Raw genomic sequence first — 18,594 nt, 5'->3', positions numbered from 1 at the left:
GATTTCGCGCCTTCGCGCTTCATCCTCATACCTGTTGCCTTCGAAATCGCATCCAGTCTCTTTCACACGCTTCGCGCGTGACGATCCTGTCTGCGTTTTCGAAGAGCTTATTTAATAACTGTATAAGCTACAGATTGCTCCGTGCTTCGCACTCCCGCAATCCTACAGGTATTCGGATTTCGCGCCTTCGCGCTTCATCCTCATACCTGTTGCCTTCGAAATCGCATCCAGTCTCTTTCACACGCTTCGCGCGTGACGATCCTGTCTGCGTTTTCGAAGAGCTTATGCAGTATAAATCTCTTCTATTTCTGTGTATCCCTCTGCCGTCAGCTGTTCTTTCTGGAATTTTTTATTTTTCTTCATCACCAGAAGATTCACGGTCTTGCCTTCTGCTCTTTCCTGCATGGCCTTGCGGACTGTCTCCTGAATCTTCTCTCCGGAGCATTTTTTCTCGATGAGATACGCCTTCTTCACAGCGGTTCCCGGCACCTGATAGCCGCGCTCCAAAAGCAGCATGACGATTCGCTCAAAGCCAATGGAGAAACCAACTGCGGGTACCGGCTGTCCGATGAACTTTCCGACCATCTCATCATACCTTCCGCCGCCTCCGACGGAGCTGCCGAATTCATCCATTGAGATCTCAAAGATCGGACCTGTATAGTAGGACATGCCCCGCACAAGTGTCGGATCAAATTTCATGCGGAAATCAGCGGTTTTGACCGCATCGACGCTGTTCATAATGGTGATCAGACCGTCCGCGTATTCCGGGTCCAGGAAGCCCGTCAGCTTTTCCTTTGCCGTCTTCACCCCTGCAGCGTCCGGAGTGATGATGCGGAACAGCTCCAGATATTTGTCCACGGATTCTTTTTCATATCCGGATTCCAGAAGTTCCTTCTCCACTCCGTCCATCCCGATCTTGTCCATCTTGTCAAGGATAATGAAGACCTCGTCGTAAGATCCTTCCGGAAAACCGCTGTACGCTGCCATTGCTTTCAGAATGCGGCGGTCATTGATGCGGATCGTAAAGTTCCGGAAATCCAGTTTCCCGAGCAGTGTGGTCGTGGCAAGAATAAGCTCGATCTCAGCAAGATTCGAGGATTCACCGAGGATGTCAATGTCACACTGTCTGAACTGACGGAATCTTCCTCTCTGAGGGCGGTCCGCCCGGAACACGTTTCCGGTCTGAAGCGCTTTGAAAGGGCTCGGAAGTTCATTCGCGTTATTGGCATAAAAGCGGGAAAGCGGCAATGTCAGATCATATCTGAGTCCGCTGTCCACAAGATCCGCCTCAGATTCCGCCTCTGCCAGCTTCAGTTTCTCACCTCTCTTCAAGATCTTGAAGATCAGCTTCTCATTCTCTCCGCCCTGCTTGCTGTTCAGATTCTCAATATGCTCCACACAGGGAGTTTCGATCGGCGTGAAGCCGAATCTGGAATAGGTGTCGTTGATCATACCAATCACATAATTGCGGATTTCCATCTCCCGGGGGAGAATATCCTTCATTCCTGTCACAGGTTTTTTTGTAAGCTTCATAATTTCTTCCAAACTCCTCTCACTTCCGGCCGTACCTCAGGCAAGGCAATGCTGCCGTCCGGACTCCTGTGCAGAACCCGCTGGAATGCCAGAAAAACTTTCAGGTTATACTTTTCCACTTCTTCAATCATCATTTTCATAGCGGTTTCGGGCGGAAACGCACTCCGATATGGACGATCCTGAATCAATGCACAGAATACATCACAGACACGGAGAATGCAAGCCCCCAGCGGGATATTGGCCCCCTCCAGGCTCTCCGGATAGCCACTCCCGTCCATATTCTCATGGTGGTACAGGACTTCCCTGCAGATCTCCTCCGAGAAGCCGTGACGCTTCAGTATTTCGTATCCTGCCTTCGGGTGCTGCCGGACAGAATTCATCTCCTCCACCAGCATGCAATCCCTTCCCTGCGCCTCGTTCGAGATCTGAGCCTTTCCGATATCGTGGAAAAATCCCGCGATGATCAGATCTTCGCACTCCCTATCAGACAGTCCAAGCTCACGGCCGACCTCATACGCAAGACTGCTGACATTTTCTCCGTGTTTCAGCTGTTCAGACATATTTGCGCCAAACAGATGACGGGTATTGTGATAGGCGGAAATCTTGTTCTGTGTCTTAGATCGTTTCGGCCCGTTCAGTGCCTTTATGTCCGCTTTTTTCTTCCCGTTCTTCGTCTTGTCCCGGTCTGACGTTTTCTGCCTGTCATGCACCTTGTGCCTGCCTGACGTTTTCTGTCCGTCACGCGTCTTATGCTTCTTCTTTGGATTCTTCTCTTTCCCCTTTTTTCCGTCCTTCACTTCACCGGATTTGCTGTCTTTCTTCTTCATACCTTGTATTCACTGCCTCAGATAAGAATCAATCCCAATTTTCTTGCGCCGGCACATCTCCTCGATACGCTCTGTATAATTCTGAAGATCCTTTACATTTTCGGCGCGCTCAATCCGCTTTCCATCCTCAAAAACAAATTTTGTGGAGGCTCCGGAACCGGCTGCCAGAATACTCTGTTTTTCTTCCATAATCAGAATATTATAGATCCCCTCCCTGCCGGGTCTGGCATATCCAACATTTTCGAAATTTCCCGCCATATTCTTGTAGCGGTACAAATAATAGGGGCTCATTCCCATCTCTTCTGCGCAGGCCTGCGTGCGGTTCATAATTTCCGTGGAATTGCGGAAGGAAATTGGTTCATACTCCTCCTTGAAGAGATTCAGCCGCGTCGCGCGTTTCAGCGCAAGCGAATGTATCGTGAGGCTGTCGGGATCCAGCTTCCGGATCTCCTCCAGCGTGTGGCTTACCTCGTCTGCTCCCTCCCCGGGAAGACCGACGATCAGGTCCATATTGATATTGTCAAATCCCATTCTGCGCGCGAGCCGGAACTTCTCGATTGTCTCTTCTACCGTGTGTTTCCTGCCGATCAGATCCAGCGTCTTCTGATTCATGGTCTGCGGATTGATGGAAATGCGGCTCACCGGATATTTTTGAAGCACGCGGAGCTTATCCTCCGTGATCGTATCCGGACGTCCTGCCTCCACGGTAAATTCTGCCAGGTGATGCAGATCAAACTCCCGGTCGAGAACCGACAGCAGCTCATCAAGACGCTCCGCCGAGACCGAGGTCGGCGTGCCGCCGCCGATATAGACCGTGTCCAGGGTAAAATCTCTCATCTCGTCAGCAATAAATGCCAGCTCCCGGTACATGGCATGAAAATACGGCTCCTCCATTTTCCGGCAGAGATCCAGCCGGTGCGAGCCGAACGAACAATACAGACAGATGGTCGGACAGAACGGAATGCCCACATAAAGGCTGTAGCCCTTCTTGAGGTGCATCCGGTCGAGGATATCCTTCTCTCTGTGTATCACAGAAAGAGATAGCCGGATCTTACTGTCCGATGTGAAGTAATTCTCCCGCATTTCGCGGCTGATTTCCTCATCGGTCCGGCCCTCCTCCAAGAGCTTCATCGCGATCTTTGTCGGGCGTATACCCGTAAGATCCCCCCACGGCAGCGTAATCCCGGTTGCGTCCGATAAGGTCCTGTAGATAAGCCGCTTCAGCTCATTCTTCGTATGAATCCTGTCATCCGGATCGGAAAGGGAACATTCCTCCCGCCTCGAGCCATAGGAAAAGGAGACGTACGTTCTGTAATAGGTGATCACAAAATCCTCGTCAAAATCCCCCTCTGGACGCTCCTCTCCCTCGTACCATATTGTAATCTCTGATAAGGGAAAAAATGCCCGGATCAGGTTATAGACATCGTATTCATATTCTCGTTCATTGAACTGCAGCGTAAATCTGGCAGGCACCTTTCACCTCATTTCCCGTCACCGGGCGAGCGGATTATACTTCCGTTCACGGGCAATCGTCGTAAACATCTCATGGCCGGTGTACACGGCGGTATCCGGCGGTATTTCTCTCAAAATGCGTTGAACGCTTTCCTCCATATCATGGCTGCTTCCGGTTGGAAAGTCTGTTCTTCCGTAGGATTCACAAAACAGAGTATCGCCGCTGAACAGCGCTTTCTCCTCCGGAAAATAATAACAGCAGCTCCCTATGGTATGTCCCGGGGTGTGATATACGTGAATCTCAAAACCTGCGAGCCGCAGAATGTCTCCGTCCTTCACATAACGATCCGCTTCAGCCGTTACCGGAGAGGCCCAGGAGGCAGACAGATTCCTCGTCGGATCCGTCAGAACCTCTCTCTCATGCTCCTCCGCATACACCATGATTCCATATTTTGCACGAAGCGCCGCACAGGCGCCAATATGATCAAAATGGCCGTGTGTCAGCAGAATAGCCGCCGGCTTCCCGTCCATCTCTCCAATTTTCCGGGCGATCCGGTCCGGGTTGTCCGCAGGATCCACCACCAGAAGTTCGCCGGTTTTCTTGTTTTTCACCAGATATACATTGGTCTGGACCATGCCGAGAACCATGCTCTGTACTTCCATCTCAGACATAAATCTTCTCCTGCTCTGTATAAAATAAGGTTTTCATCCCTTCTGCCGCTCTACATCCAGAACATTTGGTATCTGACGAAGCTTCTCGGTAAGATCACGCAGCTCATTTGTGCTTCTCACATGGAAGGTCATATCGATGGTAGCCGTGCCCTGCTTGCTCGTCCGCACATTCATCGCCGATACATCGATGTCGCGTTCGGTAAAAATCTTGGAGATATCAACCAGAAGTCCCGTGCGGTTGTTCGCGTAAAGCACGATGCTGACAGAATAAGACTCTCCCTTGTCCTGCTCCGGTGCCCATTCCGCTTCGATCAGCCTGCTTCGTTCCGCCTCCGGGAGGTTCATGATGTTGATGCAGTCTGTCCTGTGGATGGTAATCCCCCGGCCCCGCGTCACAAATCCGACGATTTCGTCTCCCGGAATCGGGCTGCAGCACTTGGAAAAACGCACCGCGACGTCATGAATGCCCCGTACAGTTATCCCGCCCTTGTGCTTCAGAACCTCAGGATCATTCACACCTGCCTTATCCTGAGACTGCGCGTTCGCCGCGGCCGCGTCCAGAACATCCTGATCGGTCATCTGCATCTTGCGGTCCCGCTCCATGCACTCAACCAGTTTGTTCATGACCTGGCCTTCCTTCAGGCCGCCATGCCCGATCGCTGCCAGAACGGAATCCCAGTCCTGAAAGCCATACTTGTGCATCACCTTTTCGATGTAAGCCGGCTTCAGAAGATCGCTGATCGTCCGTCCCTTCGAATGGGCATAACTGGTCAGAAGTTCCTTCCCGCGGAGAATATTGTCTTCCTTCTTCTCTTCCCGGAACCATTTGTTGATACGGTTCTTCGCCTGTGTGCTCTTCACGACCTTCAGCCAGTCTCGGCTTGGTCCCTTTGAGTTCTGCGAGGTTATGATCTCGACACGGTCGCCGTTATGAAGCTCGGTCTCGATGGGAACAAGCTTACCATTCACTCTGGCACCGACCATCCGGTTCCCGACCGCAGAATGTACCGAATAGGCAAAGTCAATGGTACACGACCCCGCCGGCAGTGTCTTCACATCGCCGGCCGGCGAGAACACATAGACATTTTCATTAAACAGATTCAGATCACTTTTCAGAAGGCTCATGAACTCTCTGTTGTCCGACAGGTCCTGCTGCCATTCCAGAATCTGACGCAGCCAGTTCAACTTCTCCTCTTCCTGTTCAGGCCCCGGCGTCTTGCCGTCTGACGCCTCTTTGTATTTCCAGTGCGCAGCAATACCATACTCCGCCACCCGGTGCATCTCGAAGGTCCGGATTTGTATCTCAAACGGGGTTCCGTTCGGTCCGATCAGCGTCGTATGAAGAGACTGATACATATTCGGCTTCGGCATGGCAATATAATCTTTGAAGCGTCCGGGAACCGGGGTGTACATCTCATGAATAACCCCGAGAGCAGCATAACAGTCCTTCACCGTCTCCACAATGATGCGGACCGCAAACAGATCGTAGATCTGATCCAGCGTCTTGTGCTGATTGACCATTTTCTTGTAGATGCTGAAGAAATGCTTGGCTCTTCCGTAAATCTGTGCCTCAATTCCGGCATCTTCAATCTGAACTCTTACTTCCTCGACAATTTCCTCGACGAAGGCCTCACGCTCGGATTTCTTCTGATTAATCTGGTGCACAAGATCATAGTATGCCTCCGGCTCCAGATATTTCAGAGAGAGGTCATCCAGCTCATTCTTGATTTTCGCAAGGCCGAGTCTCTGCGCGATGGGAGAATAAATATCGATGGTCTCTCTGGCCTTTTCCAGCTGCTTCTCAGGCCGCATATACTGCAGTGTCCGCATGTTATGCAGGCGGTCCGCCAGCTTGACCATGATGACGCGGATATCCTTCGCCATAGCCAGGAACATCTTGCGCAGATTCTCTGCCTGCTCTTCCACCTTGTCCGCCGAATAGCTCAGCTGACCGAGCTTTGTCACGCCGTCTACGATCAGTGCAACTTCATCGCCGAAAAGTTCGGCGACCTGTTCCTTGGTAAGCACTGTATCCTCAACAACATCATGAAGCAGCCCTGCGGCAATGGACTCCTTATCCAGTTCAAGATCCGCAAGAATGATGCCAACGCAAAGGGGATGAATGATGTACGGCTCGCCGGATTTTCTCTTCTGATCCTTATGAGCATCCGACGCAACCTTGTATGCCTTCTCAATCATGGACAGATCCGTAGAAGGATGGTATTTTTTGACGCTCCGGACCAGTTCCTCATAGAGCTTTTCCGGAGACGAGAAATCTTCCATGGTCTTGAGGCTTGCATCAACCTCTGCCACATCCTTCTTCAGCTTTTCATCTTCCCTGCGCAGCTTCTCTCTATCGATCGGGTTTAATTTCTGCGTGTTCTCCATATGATGTTCTCCAGACCCCGCATACCGGAAAAGCGGGGCAAAATGCCTTTCACACGTTTCCCCCGCTATCGCAAAGCTCCTGTAAACAAAAATCAGCCTCGGAAATTATTTTCCTTCATAAATAATGGCAGAATCAATATCATACTTTGACAGGCGCTCTCTTCCCTTAAGTCCGGCAAGCTCCATGACAAAAATCATTTTGACCACTTCTCCGCCAAGTCTCTCGACCAGATGCGCGGCTGCCTCGATCGTGCCGCCGGTCGCGATCAGGTCATCGACAAGCACGACCTTCTGCCCCGGCCGGATGGAATCCTTATGGATTTCGATCGTCGCCTGACCATACTCAAGATCGTAGGTCTCCGAAATTGTCTCCCTCGGAAGCTTGCCCTTCTTGCGGATGAGCACAAAAGGCTTGTGCAGGTTATACGCAATCGGCATACCGAAGATAAATCCCCTGGATTCAGTTCCGGCGATTACATCCACATCCAATCCTTCAAGAAACTTCTGAAGTGTATTAATGGCAAGCTGCAGACCGTCCGCGTCGTCAAGGATACTGGTGATATCTCTGAACATAATACCCGGTTCCGGAAAATCCGGAATTGTAGTTACATAATCTTTTAACTCTTTCATCCTGTTTTATCTCCTGTTCTGTCTTCTTCGGGTGACCGTAAACCTCAGTATAACATCAAATTTCTGCCGCCGCAATATTTACTGCCCTCACGTACAGACGCCGTTACCCTTGTTACTGTTTCTGTAACGAGATAAAGCACGCTGCGCGAGTTTTATCTCGCTATCGCGACGCTCGCCGCACACGAATACTTCGCATTCGGCTGCGGCTCACTGTTCGCGTAAATAAAACAGTCATTATCCTCAGCGATAAGACAGAATACGTACCTGAAGACGATTTCTTCCCTGCCAGGTATCAATCTCCGGATAATAGGTAACCGAGATCGTCCGTCCGGATGCGCTGCGGACGAACTCGTCTGCATCACCGAACCAGACCGCGTCAATCCTGTATCCATTCCGGTCTGACAGCTTCATCTTGCACACATTCCGGTTTTTCCCGAATACTCTAGGCGACTGAATTTGCATCTGACTCTCCGCGAAAACAGGCCGACTATTCCCCTTACCGCACGGCTCCAGCATTTTCATCTGCCGGATCAGATCCTCCCGTATGTAGGAAACCGGCATTGCAACATCGATGACCGTCTTTGGCGTCAGCTGCTCCGGAGTGAGGGTACAGACCTCGTTAATTCTTCTGCGGAATTCCCCGACCTTTTCTGCAGGAAGAGACACGCCTGCAGCCATGGGGTGCCCGCCGAATTTTGTAAATACATCGCGGACCCTGCAGAGTTCCTCATACATCGAATAGGTTTCAATGGAACGTCCGGATCCTTTGACCTCATCGGTACCGGTAAGTACAAAAGCCGGCCTGTAGTAATGCTCCCTCAGCCGTCCGGCGATGATGCCGGCCAGGCTCTGATGGCATTCCGGAAGATATACGACAAGAACCCTGTCCTTCTTCAGATCGGAGCTTTCCACCATCTCGAGTGCCGTCTCCAGTCCTTCTGCCGTCATATCCTTTCGGCTGGCATTCAGACTGACCAGATCGGCTGCCAGCTCTTCCGCTTCCTTCCGGCTGTCTGTCAGCAGCATCCGAAGCGCCCGCTCGGCGCTGTCCAGCCTTCCGCTCGCATTCAGGCATGGTCCGAGGATAAAACCGATGTGATAGGTTCCGATTTCCTCCTTTTCCAGCCCGCATTGCTCTGCGAGTGCACAGAGACCCGGATTCGCAGTCCGATGCAGACGTTTCAGGCCCTCCCGCACCAAAATCCGGTTCTCATCTGTCAGATCCATCACATCACCGACTGTTGCAATCGCCGCAAATTCCAGAAGCTTCTCCTTCTCCTCCTCACGGTTCGCGATATCTGCCTGATCATACATGTAACAGACCAGCTTAAATGCAACTCCTGCTCCGCAGAGACCGTCAAACGGATAGGAATCATCTGCACGGTGCGGATTGATCACCGCATCTGCCGGAGGAGGCAGATATTCCGTTTCTCCATTCTCCGTCTCCCGAAATGGGATGGCATGATGATCCGTCACAACAGCTTTCATTCCGAGTTCATGAGCCAGACGGATCTGTTCTGCCGCGGCGATGCCATTATCACAGGTAACAATCAGATTAATGCCGTCCTCATGAGCGTCCCGCACAAGGCTTTCATTCAGACCATATCCGTTCCGGATACGGTCCGGTATTCTCACGGACACATCCGCTCCCAGTTTTCTGAGACCGGTGATCAGAATGCAGGACGACATGATTCCGTCGATGTCGTAGTCTCCGATAATCCGGATCTTCTGTCTGTCGCGAATTGCGTCGAAGATGACTCTGCTGCCTGTCTCCATGTCCTTCATGCGTGACGGATCATACAGGTCAGACAGCCTTCCGTCCAGATATTTCCGGATTTTTCTATCCGCGACTTCCGGATCATCCTTTTCCGTAAAGACATCGCGATTACGAATCAGCCGCACGATAACCGGATCCAGATGAAGTCTTTTCCCGATACCGCTAAAATCCGCCCGTTTTGCGGCGACCACCCACTTCTCTTCCATTCTTCTTTCCTTTCGGGGATTGTTTGTGTACAGTAACGGCCATACGTTACATCGTGCCACACACTGTATAAGCTACGGATTGCTCCGTGCTTCGCACTCCCGCAATCCTTACAATAAGGCAGGCACCCGGACCCTGTCCGGATGCCTGCCGTCTGTTCTGCTGTCGGACGGAAGCCACCGCTCTCGTCCTCTCAGAGTTTTATTATTCAGAACTTTCTGTTTCTGCCTTTCTTCGGCTTCACGCTCGAAAGCTCACTCCTGTCCTTTTTGACATGTTTCTTTCTGCCGGTCCCGGGAACATCCGAAGAATCTCCCGATGCCTTCTTCTCTCCTCCTGCGGTCCTGCCTGACGCTCCCTGTGTGGCGGGTGCAAGATCGTTCCTGCCATTCCTGGTCTTCATCATGTACCAGAGCGGTCCGGTGATAAAGATGGAAGAATACGCGCCGGCTACCAGACCGATAATGATCGGAAGCGCAAACGAACGCACCGAGCTTACTCCCATGATAAACAGCACCACAATGGTGATAAGAGTTGTGATGTTGGAGTACAGGCTTCGGGTCAGCGTCTGTGTAATGGACGCGTTAACGATTTCCTTGTAGCTGGTTCCCCTCATGATCGGGATATTCTCACGGACACGATCAAAGATAACGATGGTCGAGTTGATGGAATATCCGAGGATCGTAAGCATGACGGCGATGAATGTACTTCCCACCGCAGCTCTTGACCACACGTAGAAGGCAACGACTACCAGGATATCATGACACAGCGCCAGAACCGCACTGGATGCGAAACGGATATCACGGAACCGGACAAAGATATAGAAGAGCATGCAGATAACGGAAATGATAACCGCAAGAATCGCATTTCTCCTCATTTCTCCGGAAATCGTGGAGGAAATATTCTCTGCTGTAATCTTTGACTCATCGATCGTGCTGAAGTTCTTGGCAAGGGCATCATTCAGCGCCTGCCTTTCGTCGGCATCAAGCTCTGTGGTCTTGATCACGACCTGGTTACTGCCGGATATCTTCTGGAACTGTACGTCGCTGTTGCCGGTTACTTTTGAAACCACCGGAGCGACTTTATTGTCCAGGTCGGTCAGACTCATCTCCTGTCCGAAATCAACCGTAGTAGCAGTTCCGCCGATGAAATCCAGACTGTAATTCATCGCGCGCTTTCCCTTGGCACTGTACATGATCATGCCGACCGGTACAGAAATCATCAGGATAAGGCCTATGGTCATGGTAACGGCTCTCTTCTCAACGAAACGGAAGTTTTTCTTGTGTGTCGTCGTTCCGTAGAACCGTACATTCCGGATTCCAATGCCGTAAAATGCGTAGCTCAGCCATCTGGAGATCGCAAGAGCCGTGAACATGGAAAGGATTGTTCCGATTGCCAGTGTCGTAGCAAATCCGCGGATTGTACCGGTTCCCATAATATAAAGCACAGCAGCCGCGATCAGAGTAGTGATCTGTCCGTCAAAAATTGCGGAGAACGCCTTGTGGAAGCCGGCCTTCAGCGCCCGATAGAGGGTTACACCGGTTGCCAGCTCTTCTCTTACACGCGTGTAAATGATGACATTCGCGTCCACTGCCATTCCTATGGTCAGAATAAGACCCGCGATACCAGGCAGTGTAAGTGTCAGATCAAAGGCATTCATGAAGCCGAGATCAAGGAAGGTGAAGATGACCAGAGCCCAGGCGGCCGCCACACCCGACATCCGGAAAATGATGATCATAAACAGCGCCACCAGCAGAAGTCCGATGATGCCGGCAGTAATACTCGTTGTCAGTGCCTCCTGACCGAGAGACGCTCCGACTACGTTCGAGTAAACCTCCTTCAGTTCCAGGGACAGAGAACCGATACGGATGAAGGACGCAAGCTTCTGTGCCTCCTCCAGAGAACTCATGCCGGTGATCTGTGCCTTTCCGCCGCTGATCTCATTCTGTACGGTCGGCGAGCTTACCGTCTGACCGTCGTAGATAATGGAAATCTGCTTGCCAATGTTCGCAGCGGTCGCCTTCTGGAATTTCTCTGCTCCCGCGCTTGTCATCGTCAGCTCAACGACATACTCTCTCGCACCTGTACTTTGATTCGTCGTGGATACACCCTGTGCGTCCGCGATATCCGTACCCTCGAGCACCGTGTTGCCGCTCCCGTCCTGGAATGTCAGGGAACCCGGTGTTCCGAGTGCGTCCAGAATCTCATTCGCGTTTGTGACGCCCGGAATTTCGACGTTGATCCGGTTAAGTCCCTGCTGATATACATTCGCCTCGGTGCTGTATGTAGTCACCCTCTGCTGAAGTTTGTAGATGGTGTCCGACATGTCCTCCGCGGACGGATTAGATTCCGTCGCCTCATATGTGATGCTGACGCCTCCGGAAAGATCAAGTCCGGTCCGGATATTCTTCATTGCTCCTGTGTGGTGGCTTCCCCATCCGAATATTACCGTATATCCGAGAAGCACTGTTAGAACGGCTGTGATAATCAGCACCGCTACGCTCTGTTTCTTTTTCATCTCTTTTTCCCTCTTGTTACAATATCTTTTATAAATCTTTCCCGTCTATCTTCATCTCGGTGTTGCCCTCGTCATCCGCGAGAGCGGCCTTGATCATCAGTGCGCACTCTACCCGCTTTCTCTGAAGCTCGCAGCCGATTCTGTAAACGTCGTTGATCCCCCCGGTAAAATTATAAGAATTCGCCGCGCAGCCGCCGGAACAGTAAAATCTCGAGAAGCATGCCGTGCACTCCGGCTTGGAATATACATTTACCTTCTTGAATTCCTGTACAAGATCCGGACGGAGAATTCCCTCATCCACATTTCCCAGAATAAAGTCCGGATTGCCGTCGAACTGGTGGCAGGGATAGAGCTCTCCCCAAGGGGAAACTGCCAGATATTCTCCTCCGGATCCGCAGCCTGAGAGCCTCTTGTACACGCAGGGACCGCCGGAGAGATCAATCATGAAGTGGAAGAAATTGAAGCCTCTTCCCTCCTTCGCGCGCCGGATCATCTCCTTTGCGAGAATGTCGTACTGCTCGCAGATCTTCGGAATATCCTCTTCACGGATCGCATAATCCTCTGAAGGCGGAGCCACAACCGGCTCCATCGAAATCTGCTTGAAGCCGAGATCCGCAAGAGAAAGGACATCCGCCGCAAAGTCAAGATTATAATGAGTAAAAGTTCCTCTTACATAGTACTTGTCCTGATGTCTTCTCTCCGCCCATTCCTGAAACTTCGGAATGACGACATCATAGCTGCCCTTTCCCCCGCGGAAGGGGCGCATGTGATCATGAACCGATTTCCTGCCATCCACGGACATTACCACATTGCCCATCTCACGGTCACAGAAATCCATGATTTCTTTATTGACAAGGACACCATTCGTGGTCAGTGTGAACCGGAACTTCTTGTTGCATTCCTTCTCTCTGGATCTGCCATATGCAACGAGGTCCTTGACCACCTGCCAGTTCATGGTCGGTTCTCCGCCAAAGAAATCCACCTCAAGATTGTGCCGGTTTCCGGAGCTTCGAATCAGAAAATCCAGAGCCTTCCGTCCGACCTCGTATGACATCAGTCCGCGCTTTCCGTGATATTCGCCTTCATCCGCAAAACAGTAGCGGCAGGCGAGGTTACAGTCGTGAGCGATCTGAAGGCACAGAGCCTTCACTACAGTAGGACGCTCCGAAAAATGCTCGATGGCTCCCCGGTAGGAATCCTCTGAAAACAGCATCCCCTGGCGTTTCAGCATATCACATTCGCTGATTGCCTCCGAGATATCTGACGTATCATATCTTCCGGAAAGCTCCTGCTGGATCTCATCCGCACTCTTTCCCTGATCCATCCGTTCAAGGACATCGTAGGTGAGATCATCAATGACATGAACCGATCCGCTGTTCACGTCCAGGCAGATATTGTATCCGTTGTTTTTATATAAATGTATCAAAAATGCTCTCCTAACTTTCATCTGGTCTTACAAGAAGAAGGTGTTCCCGCTCCGGCTGGAACAGGAACACCTCATCATTGTACTTGTTCGGTTATGCAAAAATTACTTTGCTGCATGCTCGCAGGTCTGATTGCCTACTGTGCAGGATGTCTTGCATGCAGACTGACAGGATGTCTGGCACTCGCCACATCCGCCGTCTTTAACTGAGTTCTGAAGATTTCTTGTATTTAATGTTTTAATATGCTTCATTTTCTGCCTCCTCGTTATTCGCATACCTGTTTCCGGTATTTCCAATTGATTATATCATAGCAAAGACTGTTTTAAAAGGTTTTTTTATCTATGCTTCATCCGGGTTCATCCGGGTTAACAAGCCTCCTTCCGGTAAGCCTTCGCTCAATGGAAGGGGCAGTTCATACGGCTTGTTATTTACTATAGCCTATGTTAGAATTCGAATAAATTCAGGTGCATTTTAAAAATTTCACGCGAGTTGAAGGTCGTTCATGGAAGGCACCCGGATATTGACGCAGAAGCAAAATCAGCTGTGCCAGGCGGCAGAGCATTCCCATGCGGTAGAATATTTCATTTCCGGAGATACAGGAGGCAGAATGAGCGAAATCAAAGAAGTCCAACAGCTTGAGAATATACTTGACATGACGATAGATACAGAATCGGATCGCGATCTGGCAGAAGGCGCATCCGTTACCCTGAAAAAGGGAGAAGGCAGGACCTTGAAAAAGGGAGGCTTCTGGGTATTCGACAATGAGGTTGCCGCCGTTGCCGGAAGCTTCACGAACGGAGGAATTGTCTGCGTTCAGGACTTTGACGGGTATTTTATGGGCTATGGTTTTATCAATACCGTTTCAAGGATTCGAATCCGGATGCTTACAAGAAGAAAGGACGAGAAGGTCACTCCCGCGCTCCTGAAGGAAAGAGTCCGGGCGTCGTGGAATTACCGGAAGCAGGTGATTGATACCTCCAGCTGCCGGATCATCTTCGGGGATGCGGACGGTCTGCCCGGTCTGACCGTCGATAAATACGAGGACGTTCTCGTCGTGGAATCCCTGGCACTTGGTATCGACCGTCTGAAGAATCTCATATTGAAGGCGCTGGTCGAAGTGCTGAAAGAGGACGGCATCCGGATTCGCGGCATCTTTGAGCGAAGCGATGCCAGGGTGCGTGAAAAGGAAGGGCTGCCGAGAATCAAAGGTTTCCTCTCTGCTCCCTTTGACACAAATGTCCGCATCACAGAAAACGGCATCCGCTATATAGTAGACGTTCGCGACGGCCAGAAGACCGGATTCTTTCTGGATCAGAAGCTGAACCGGAAAGCCATCTGGCCCATCTGCCGGAACGCAGAGGTTCTCGACTGTTTCACACACACCGGCTCCTTCGGACTGAACGCGGCGTCTGCCGGCGCAAAGCATGTCATCTCGATTGACGCGTCGGATACGGCGATCGAACAGGCGCAAAAAAATGCCGAAATCAACGGTCTGGCCGACCGGATTGATTATCAGGTTGCCGATGTCTTCGATCTCCTTCCGGAGCTCGAAAAAGAAGGCAGGCAGTTCGACGTCGTAATCCTGGATCCGCCCGCATTCACAAAATCAAGGAATTCCATCAAGGCTGCCGCAAAGGGCTACCGCGAAATCAACCTCCGGGGAATGCGCCTGGTAAAGGACGGCGGATTCCTTGCGACTTGTTCCTGCTCTCACTTCATGGACCAGGAGCTCTTTTCGAAAACAATTGCACAGGCAGCCAGAGATGCTCATGTCCGTCTCCGCCAGGCTGAATTCCGCACCCAGGCTCCGGATCATCCGATCCTGTTTGGGGCGGAAGACGACTCCTACTACCTGAAATTTTATATTTTTCAGGTACTTCGTGAGTACTAAAGCGTCCTTTAGCATGGATGGCTCAAACGCAGAGCTGCTGTCCTGTACTCCGCCTGCTCCGCTCCCGTAACAGCTCAGACCGCGTACCGGGTGTCCGCTTAAGCTCAAGGAATGGCACAGATCCTGAAACAGGCGCCGGATCACAGATCTCCGGACAGTTCTTCCTCCGTGTGCGTATGGTGTTCAATTCCCTCCTCCACAAGCATTTCTTCCTCCTCCGACTTCGGATGAAGGACGTGGCAGTGCCTGTGTGTGTGGTAAAACACCTGAAGCTCTTCGGCTTCATGCTCTTCATTAAAAAAGATATGCCGGTCCGCGAGATGTTCCGCGAGTTCCTCATTATGTGTCGCGATGATCATCGTTTTCCCTGCTTTCTTCAGCTTCAGAAGAAACGAAATCAGCCACTCCTGGGCGGGACGGTCCAGTCCCGCCAGCGGCTCATCAAGCACCAGGATCTCCGGATTCATTGAGAGGATACAGGCGATTGCGACCTTCTTCTTCTCGCCTCCGCTCAAATGATAGGGTGCCCGGTCTCTGAGCTTATCGATATCCAGAAGCCGGATCACATCATCTACCCGCTGCCTGACAGCTTCCTCATCCAATCCCATCTGCAGAGGTCCGAAAGCGATTTCCTCCTCGACATTTGAACAGAACAGCTGTATATCGGAGTTTTGAAAGACAAAGCCGATTTTCTGGTGAAACCACTTCGCAAATTTATTATTTTTCAGGCTCTCCTCGGAAATTTCTCTTCCCTCGAATAGGTAGCTCCCCTCATTTGCAAAAACAAGACCATTGATCAGCTTCAGAAGCGTGGATTTCCCACTTCCGTTCGCGCCCTCCAGAATGATGGTTTCTCCTCTCCGGATTTCAAGATTGATATACCGCAGCGCAATATGATCCTCGTACGCATAGCAGATATCCTTCAGCTGTAATAATGTATCATTCATCTATTTGTTCCTTTTTTTATTTCGTATCTGTCATAAATCGTTCAGGCTGCTGTTTCCAGAAAGAGAAATCCTGCGGTCACTGCCGCCATCAGAAAAATATACAGCACGTCTCTTCCTGCAAACAGATTTTTCCTCATAGAATAATACTCTCCCTCAAATCCTCTGCACTGCATGGCGCCGTACATTTCCTCCGCCATCTCCCTCGAACGCAAAAAGACGCTCCCGAGAACGCCGGACAGCGATCTGCTTTTATCCCTGTTTCTTCCGACGGATCGAAGCTTCATTGCGGTCAGCATATTCACGCACATGTCCCCGAGTATCACAATGTATTTCAGTGTAATATCAAAGGTAAAAATAAAAATGTTCGGTACACGAAAGATTCTGAGTGCGCCTGTCAGCCGGTTCCAGGGAGTCGTTACCGACAGAAACGTCAGCATGCTGACAGAGAGAAACACCTTCAGGGAAACCGTGAGCATTGTCGACGGCTGTCCGAGAAAAACTGCCGGGAGAAGGATCAGCATGCTCAGAAGCGCTGCAGTTATCCCGCTTCGAAGAATTCTTCCGAGCTTTTTCGCAGGAAGAAAACAATACCGCGCAAGGCAAAGAGCCAACATGCAATACAGAAAAAATGCGTTTGTGCAGAGCGCTGTCAGAACGATAAAGTACAGAATGTAGATGATTTTTACCGCCGGGCTTGCTCCCTGCGCCCGGATCTTCCCGTCCTCCCGCGCGCTGGACAGAACCCCAATCAGCTTCAGCATCGTTTTTGTGATAAAATTGTCCCGGTCTTCCGGCGGATCGTAATCTTCCTCTGCCGTAAGCCACTCGGGAATTTCATTTTCTTCAGCAGTCATATTATACTCACACTTTCTGATTGTAACCTGTTAGGCCTTCCGATCCCGTCGAACAGGTCTGACAGTCATTTTAACCCCACGCGTCCCGTTTGTACAGCAAACGCCCAAACAATAAATATGCTGCGTACTGTATTACGCCAGCTGCTTCGCAGCGCTCGCAGCAGCCACTTGTGGCCGGCTTCGTCGGCCTGCTGCAGCGTTCACTCCGCCACTTCACACGGTGTGAGCGGATATTGCTCACCACCCAAAGACTGTGCGGCAGCAGAAATGAGGATCCGACACAAAGTCGCGCGGATCCTCATTCCCGAATATTCTATTCTCTCTCAATCCGCGGATGCCCCGGATGCCTTCTTCTTGTGAAAGTCTACCGTCTCCTTCATCGATGCCGCAATGATTCGAAAAATAATGATCAGCAGAAGCACTCCGATCAGCGCGGAAAGAATGTATCCGACTGCATCCGGAAGCCCCGCGATGGAATAATCCGGCAGCAGTGCCTCAAGGGAGAAGCCCTGTGACATTCCGGCCGGTGTATAGCCGAGTGCTTTTCCGCCACTGACAACCGACGCGATCTCATCGGCGCCCCATTCTCCCCATGCCGTTCCCGTAGCCAGAAGTCCAAGCGGCACCGCACAGATCAATGCTGCCAGAAGGATCGCCAGCGGTTTTACCCCTGCTTTCTTGGCCGTCTGTTCATGTGACGCGTCCGGCAGGATCCCCGGTGAAGTGCGGAGTACATATGCCAGCACAGCAACAGTGAAGATCACCTCGACAATGCCTGCGATAGTGAGATGTCCGAGCATCATGGCCGGTATTGCAATGTTCAGTCCGTACGGGCAGTACAGAGCCTGACCGGACGCCGTGTGAAAGAGCGCGGGCTGAATACCGAACTCAACGGCCGCGCAGAACGCCGCGGCGTTGATACCGATATAGCCTCCGACTCCCGCGGCTACAAGCCTTCCCTTCTCAGATCTGGTCCGGCTGCGGATCAGTCGGTAAACCCCATATCCGAGATACGGAAGGACAAAAGCCATATTGAAGCAATTGGCGCCGAAAGCCAGAATACCGCCGTCCCCGAAAAGCAGTGCCTGTATCAGAAGAGCGATCGTCACCGAGATACAGGCCGCATTCGGGCCGAGAAGCAGCGCAATCAGCGTTCCCCCTACCGCATGTCCCGTCGTGCCACCAGGCAACGGAACGTTGAACATCATTGCAACAAAGGAGAATGCCGCAGCCACCCCCATCAGAGGCATCTTCGACTTCGGAATCTCCACCTTGATCTTCTTCACCGCATGTACCCAGACCGGAATCATCACTGCGGTCATCACCGCACAGGTCTGTGGGCTTAGATAATTTTCTGGAATGTGCATGAAAGAATCCCCCGTGTCAACTACATATTCCGGCGCGCGGGCAGTACCTGCATCACCGTTCACACACAATGATAGTCCCTGCTCCGGCAAAAAAGAAGCTGGGTGGGGGG

Annotated in this window: 14 protein-coding genes; 1 reads left to right on the top strand and 13 read right to left on the bottom strand. The window is 51.4% G+C overall.

Annotated elements, in window-relative coordinates:
- Nucleotides 1–282: 282 nt before the first annotated feature.
- The 10 genes from hisS to scfA form a co-directional block, all read right to left on the bottom strand.
- Entirely contained in the window at nt 283–1,533 is a 1,251-nt protein-coding gene (hisS, locus tag ACTQ1O_RS12735) for a histidine--tRNA ligase (RefSeq protein ID WP_441487575.1), read from the bottom strand.
- Nucleotides 1,530–2,360, bottom strand: coding sequence for an HD-GYP domain-containing protein (locus tag ACTQ1O_RS12730; protein ID WP_441487574.1), 831 nt, complete (start codon nt 2,358–2,360; stop codon nt 1,530–1,532). The genes hisS and ACTQ1O_RS12730 overlap by 4 nt, the downstream gene beginning before the upstream one ends.
- Before the next feature lie 9 nt (nt 2,361–2,369).
- Nucleotides 2,370–3,833, bottom strand: coding sequence for a coproporphyrinogen dehydrogenase HemZ (hemZ, locus tag ACTQ1O_RS12725; protein WP_441487573.1), 1,464 nt, complete (start codon nt 3,831–3,833; stop codon nt 2,370–2,372).
- Nucleotides 3,834–3,851: 18 nt separating this feature from the next.
- Entirely contained in the window at nt 3,852–4,484 is a 633-nt protein-coding gene (locus tag ACTQ1O_RS12720; RefSeq protein WP_441487572.1) for an MBL fold metallo-hydrolase, read from the bottom strand.
- Between the two features lie 33 nt (nt 4,485–4,517).
- Entirely contained in the window at nt 4,518–6,872 is a 2,355-nt protein-coding gene (locus ACTQ1O_RS12715; RefSeq protein ID WP_441475622.1) for a RelA/SpoT family protein, read from the bottom strand.
- A 105-nt stretch (nt 6,873–6,977) separates the two neighbouring features.
- Nucleotides 6,978–7,502 (bottom strand): adenine phosphoribosyltransferase, encoded by a 525-nt coding sequence (locus ACTQ1O_RS12710; RefSeq protein WP_441098728.1) that lies wholly within the window; start codon nt 7,500–7,502, stop codon nt 6,978–6,980.
- Between the two features lie 240 nt (nt 7,503–7,742).
- Complete coding sequence (gene recJ / locus ACTQ1O_RS12705; protein WP_441487571.1) at nt 7,743–9,485, bottom strand: single-stranded-DNA-specific exonuclease RecJ; 1,743 nt, start codon at nt 9,483–9,485, stop codon at nt 7,743–7,745.
- 206 nt (nt 9,486–9,691) lie between these two features.
- Nucleotides 9,692–12,001 carry a protein translocase subunit SecD gene (secD, locus tag ACTQ1O_RS12700; RefSeq protein ID WP_441487570.1) on the bottom strand — a complete coding sequence of 770 codons (2,310 nt, stop codon included), beginning with the start codon at nt 11,999–12,001 and terminating at the stop codon, nt 9,692–9,694.
- 28 nt (nt 12,002–12,029) lie between these two features.
- Entirely contained in the window at nt 12,030–13,427 is a 1,398-nt protein-coding gene (gene scfB, locus ACTQ1O_RS12695; protein ID WP_441487569.1) for a thioether cross-link-forming SCIFF peptide maturase, read from the bottom strand.
- A gap of 102 nt (nt 13,428–13,529) precedes the next feature.
- Complete coding sequence (scfA, locus tag ACTQ1O_RS12690) at nt 13,530–13,676, bottom strand: six-cysteine ranthipeptide SCIFF (protein ID WP_441098732.1); 147 nt, start codon at nt 13,674–13,676, stop codon at nt 13,530–13,532.
- 401 nt (nt 13,677–14,077) lie between these two features.
- Between scfA and ACTQ1O_RS12685 the strand changes: the two genes are divergently transcribed.
- Nucleotides 14,078–15,316, top strand: a complete 1,239-nt coding sequence (locus ACTQ1O_RS12685) for a class I SAM-dependent rRNA methyltransferase (protein ID WP_441487581.1) — start codon at nt 14,078–14,080, stop codon at nt 15,314–15,316.
- Nucleotides 15,317–15,456: 140 nt separating this feature from the next.
- On the opposite strand, the gene ACTQ1O_RS12680 is transcribed toward ACTQ1O_RS12685, so the two are convergent.
- The 3 genes from ACTQ1O_RS12680 to cbiM form a co-directional block, all read right to left on the bottom strand.
- On the bottom strand, nt 15,457–16,263 hold the full coding sequence (locus ACTQ1O_RS12680) for an energy-coupling factor ABC transporter ATP-binding protein (protein ID WP_441098733.1): 807 nt from the start codon (nt 16,261–16,263) through the stop codon (nt 15,457–15,459).
- 41 nt (nt 16,264–16,304) lie between these two features.
- On the bottom strand, nt 16,305–17,117 hold the full coding sequence (locus ACTQ1O_RS12675) for an energy-coupling factor transporter transmembrane component T (protein WP_441487568.1): 813 nt from the start codon (nt 17,115–17,117) through the stop codon (nt 16,305–16,307).
- A gap of 323 nt (nt 17,118–17,440) precedes the next feature.
- The gene (cbiM, locus tag ACTQ1O_RS12670) at nt 17,441–18,484 is read right to left on the bottom strand and encodes a cobalt transporter CbiM (protein WP_441487567.1); all 1,044 of its coding nucleotides are present in this window, start codon (nt 18,482–18,484) and stop codon (nt 17,441–17,443) included.
- Between the last annotated feature and the right edge of the window lie 110 nt (nt 18,485–18,594).

The organism is Bilifractor sp. LCP21S3_A7 (assembly GCF_052118825.1).
Lineage (GTDB): Bacteria > Bacillota > Clostridia > Lachnospirales > Lachnospiraceae > Bilifractor.
The sequence above is the reverse complement of the archived record's forward strand: the minus strand, read 5'-3'. Positions and strand labels throughout refer to the sequence as shown.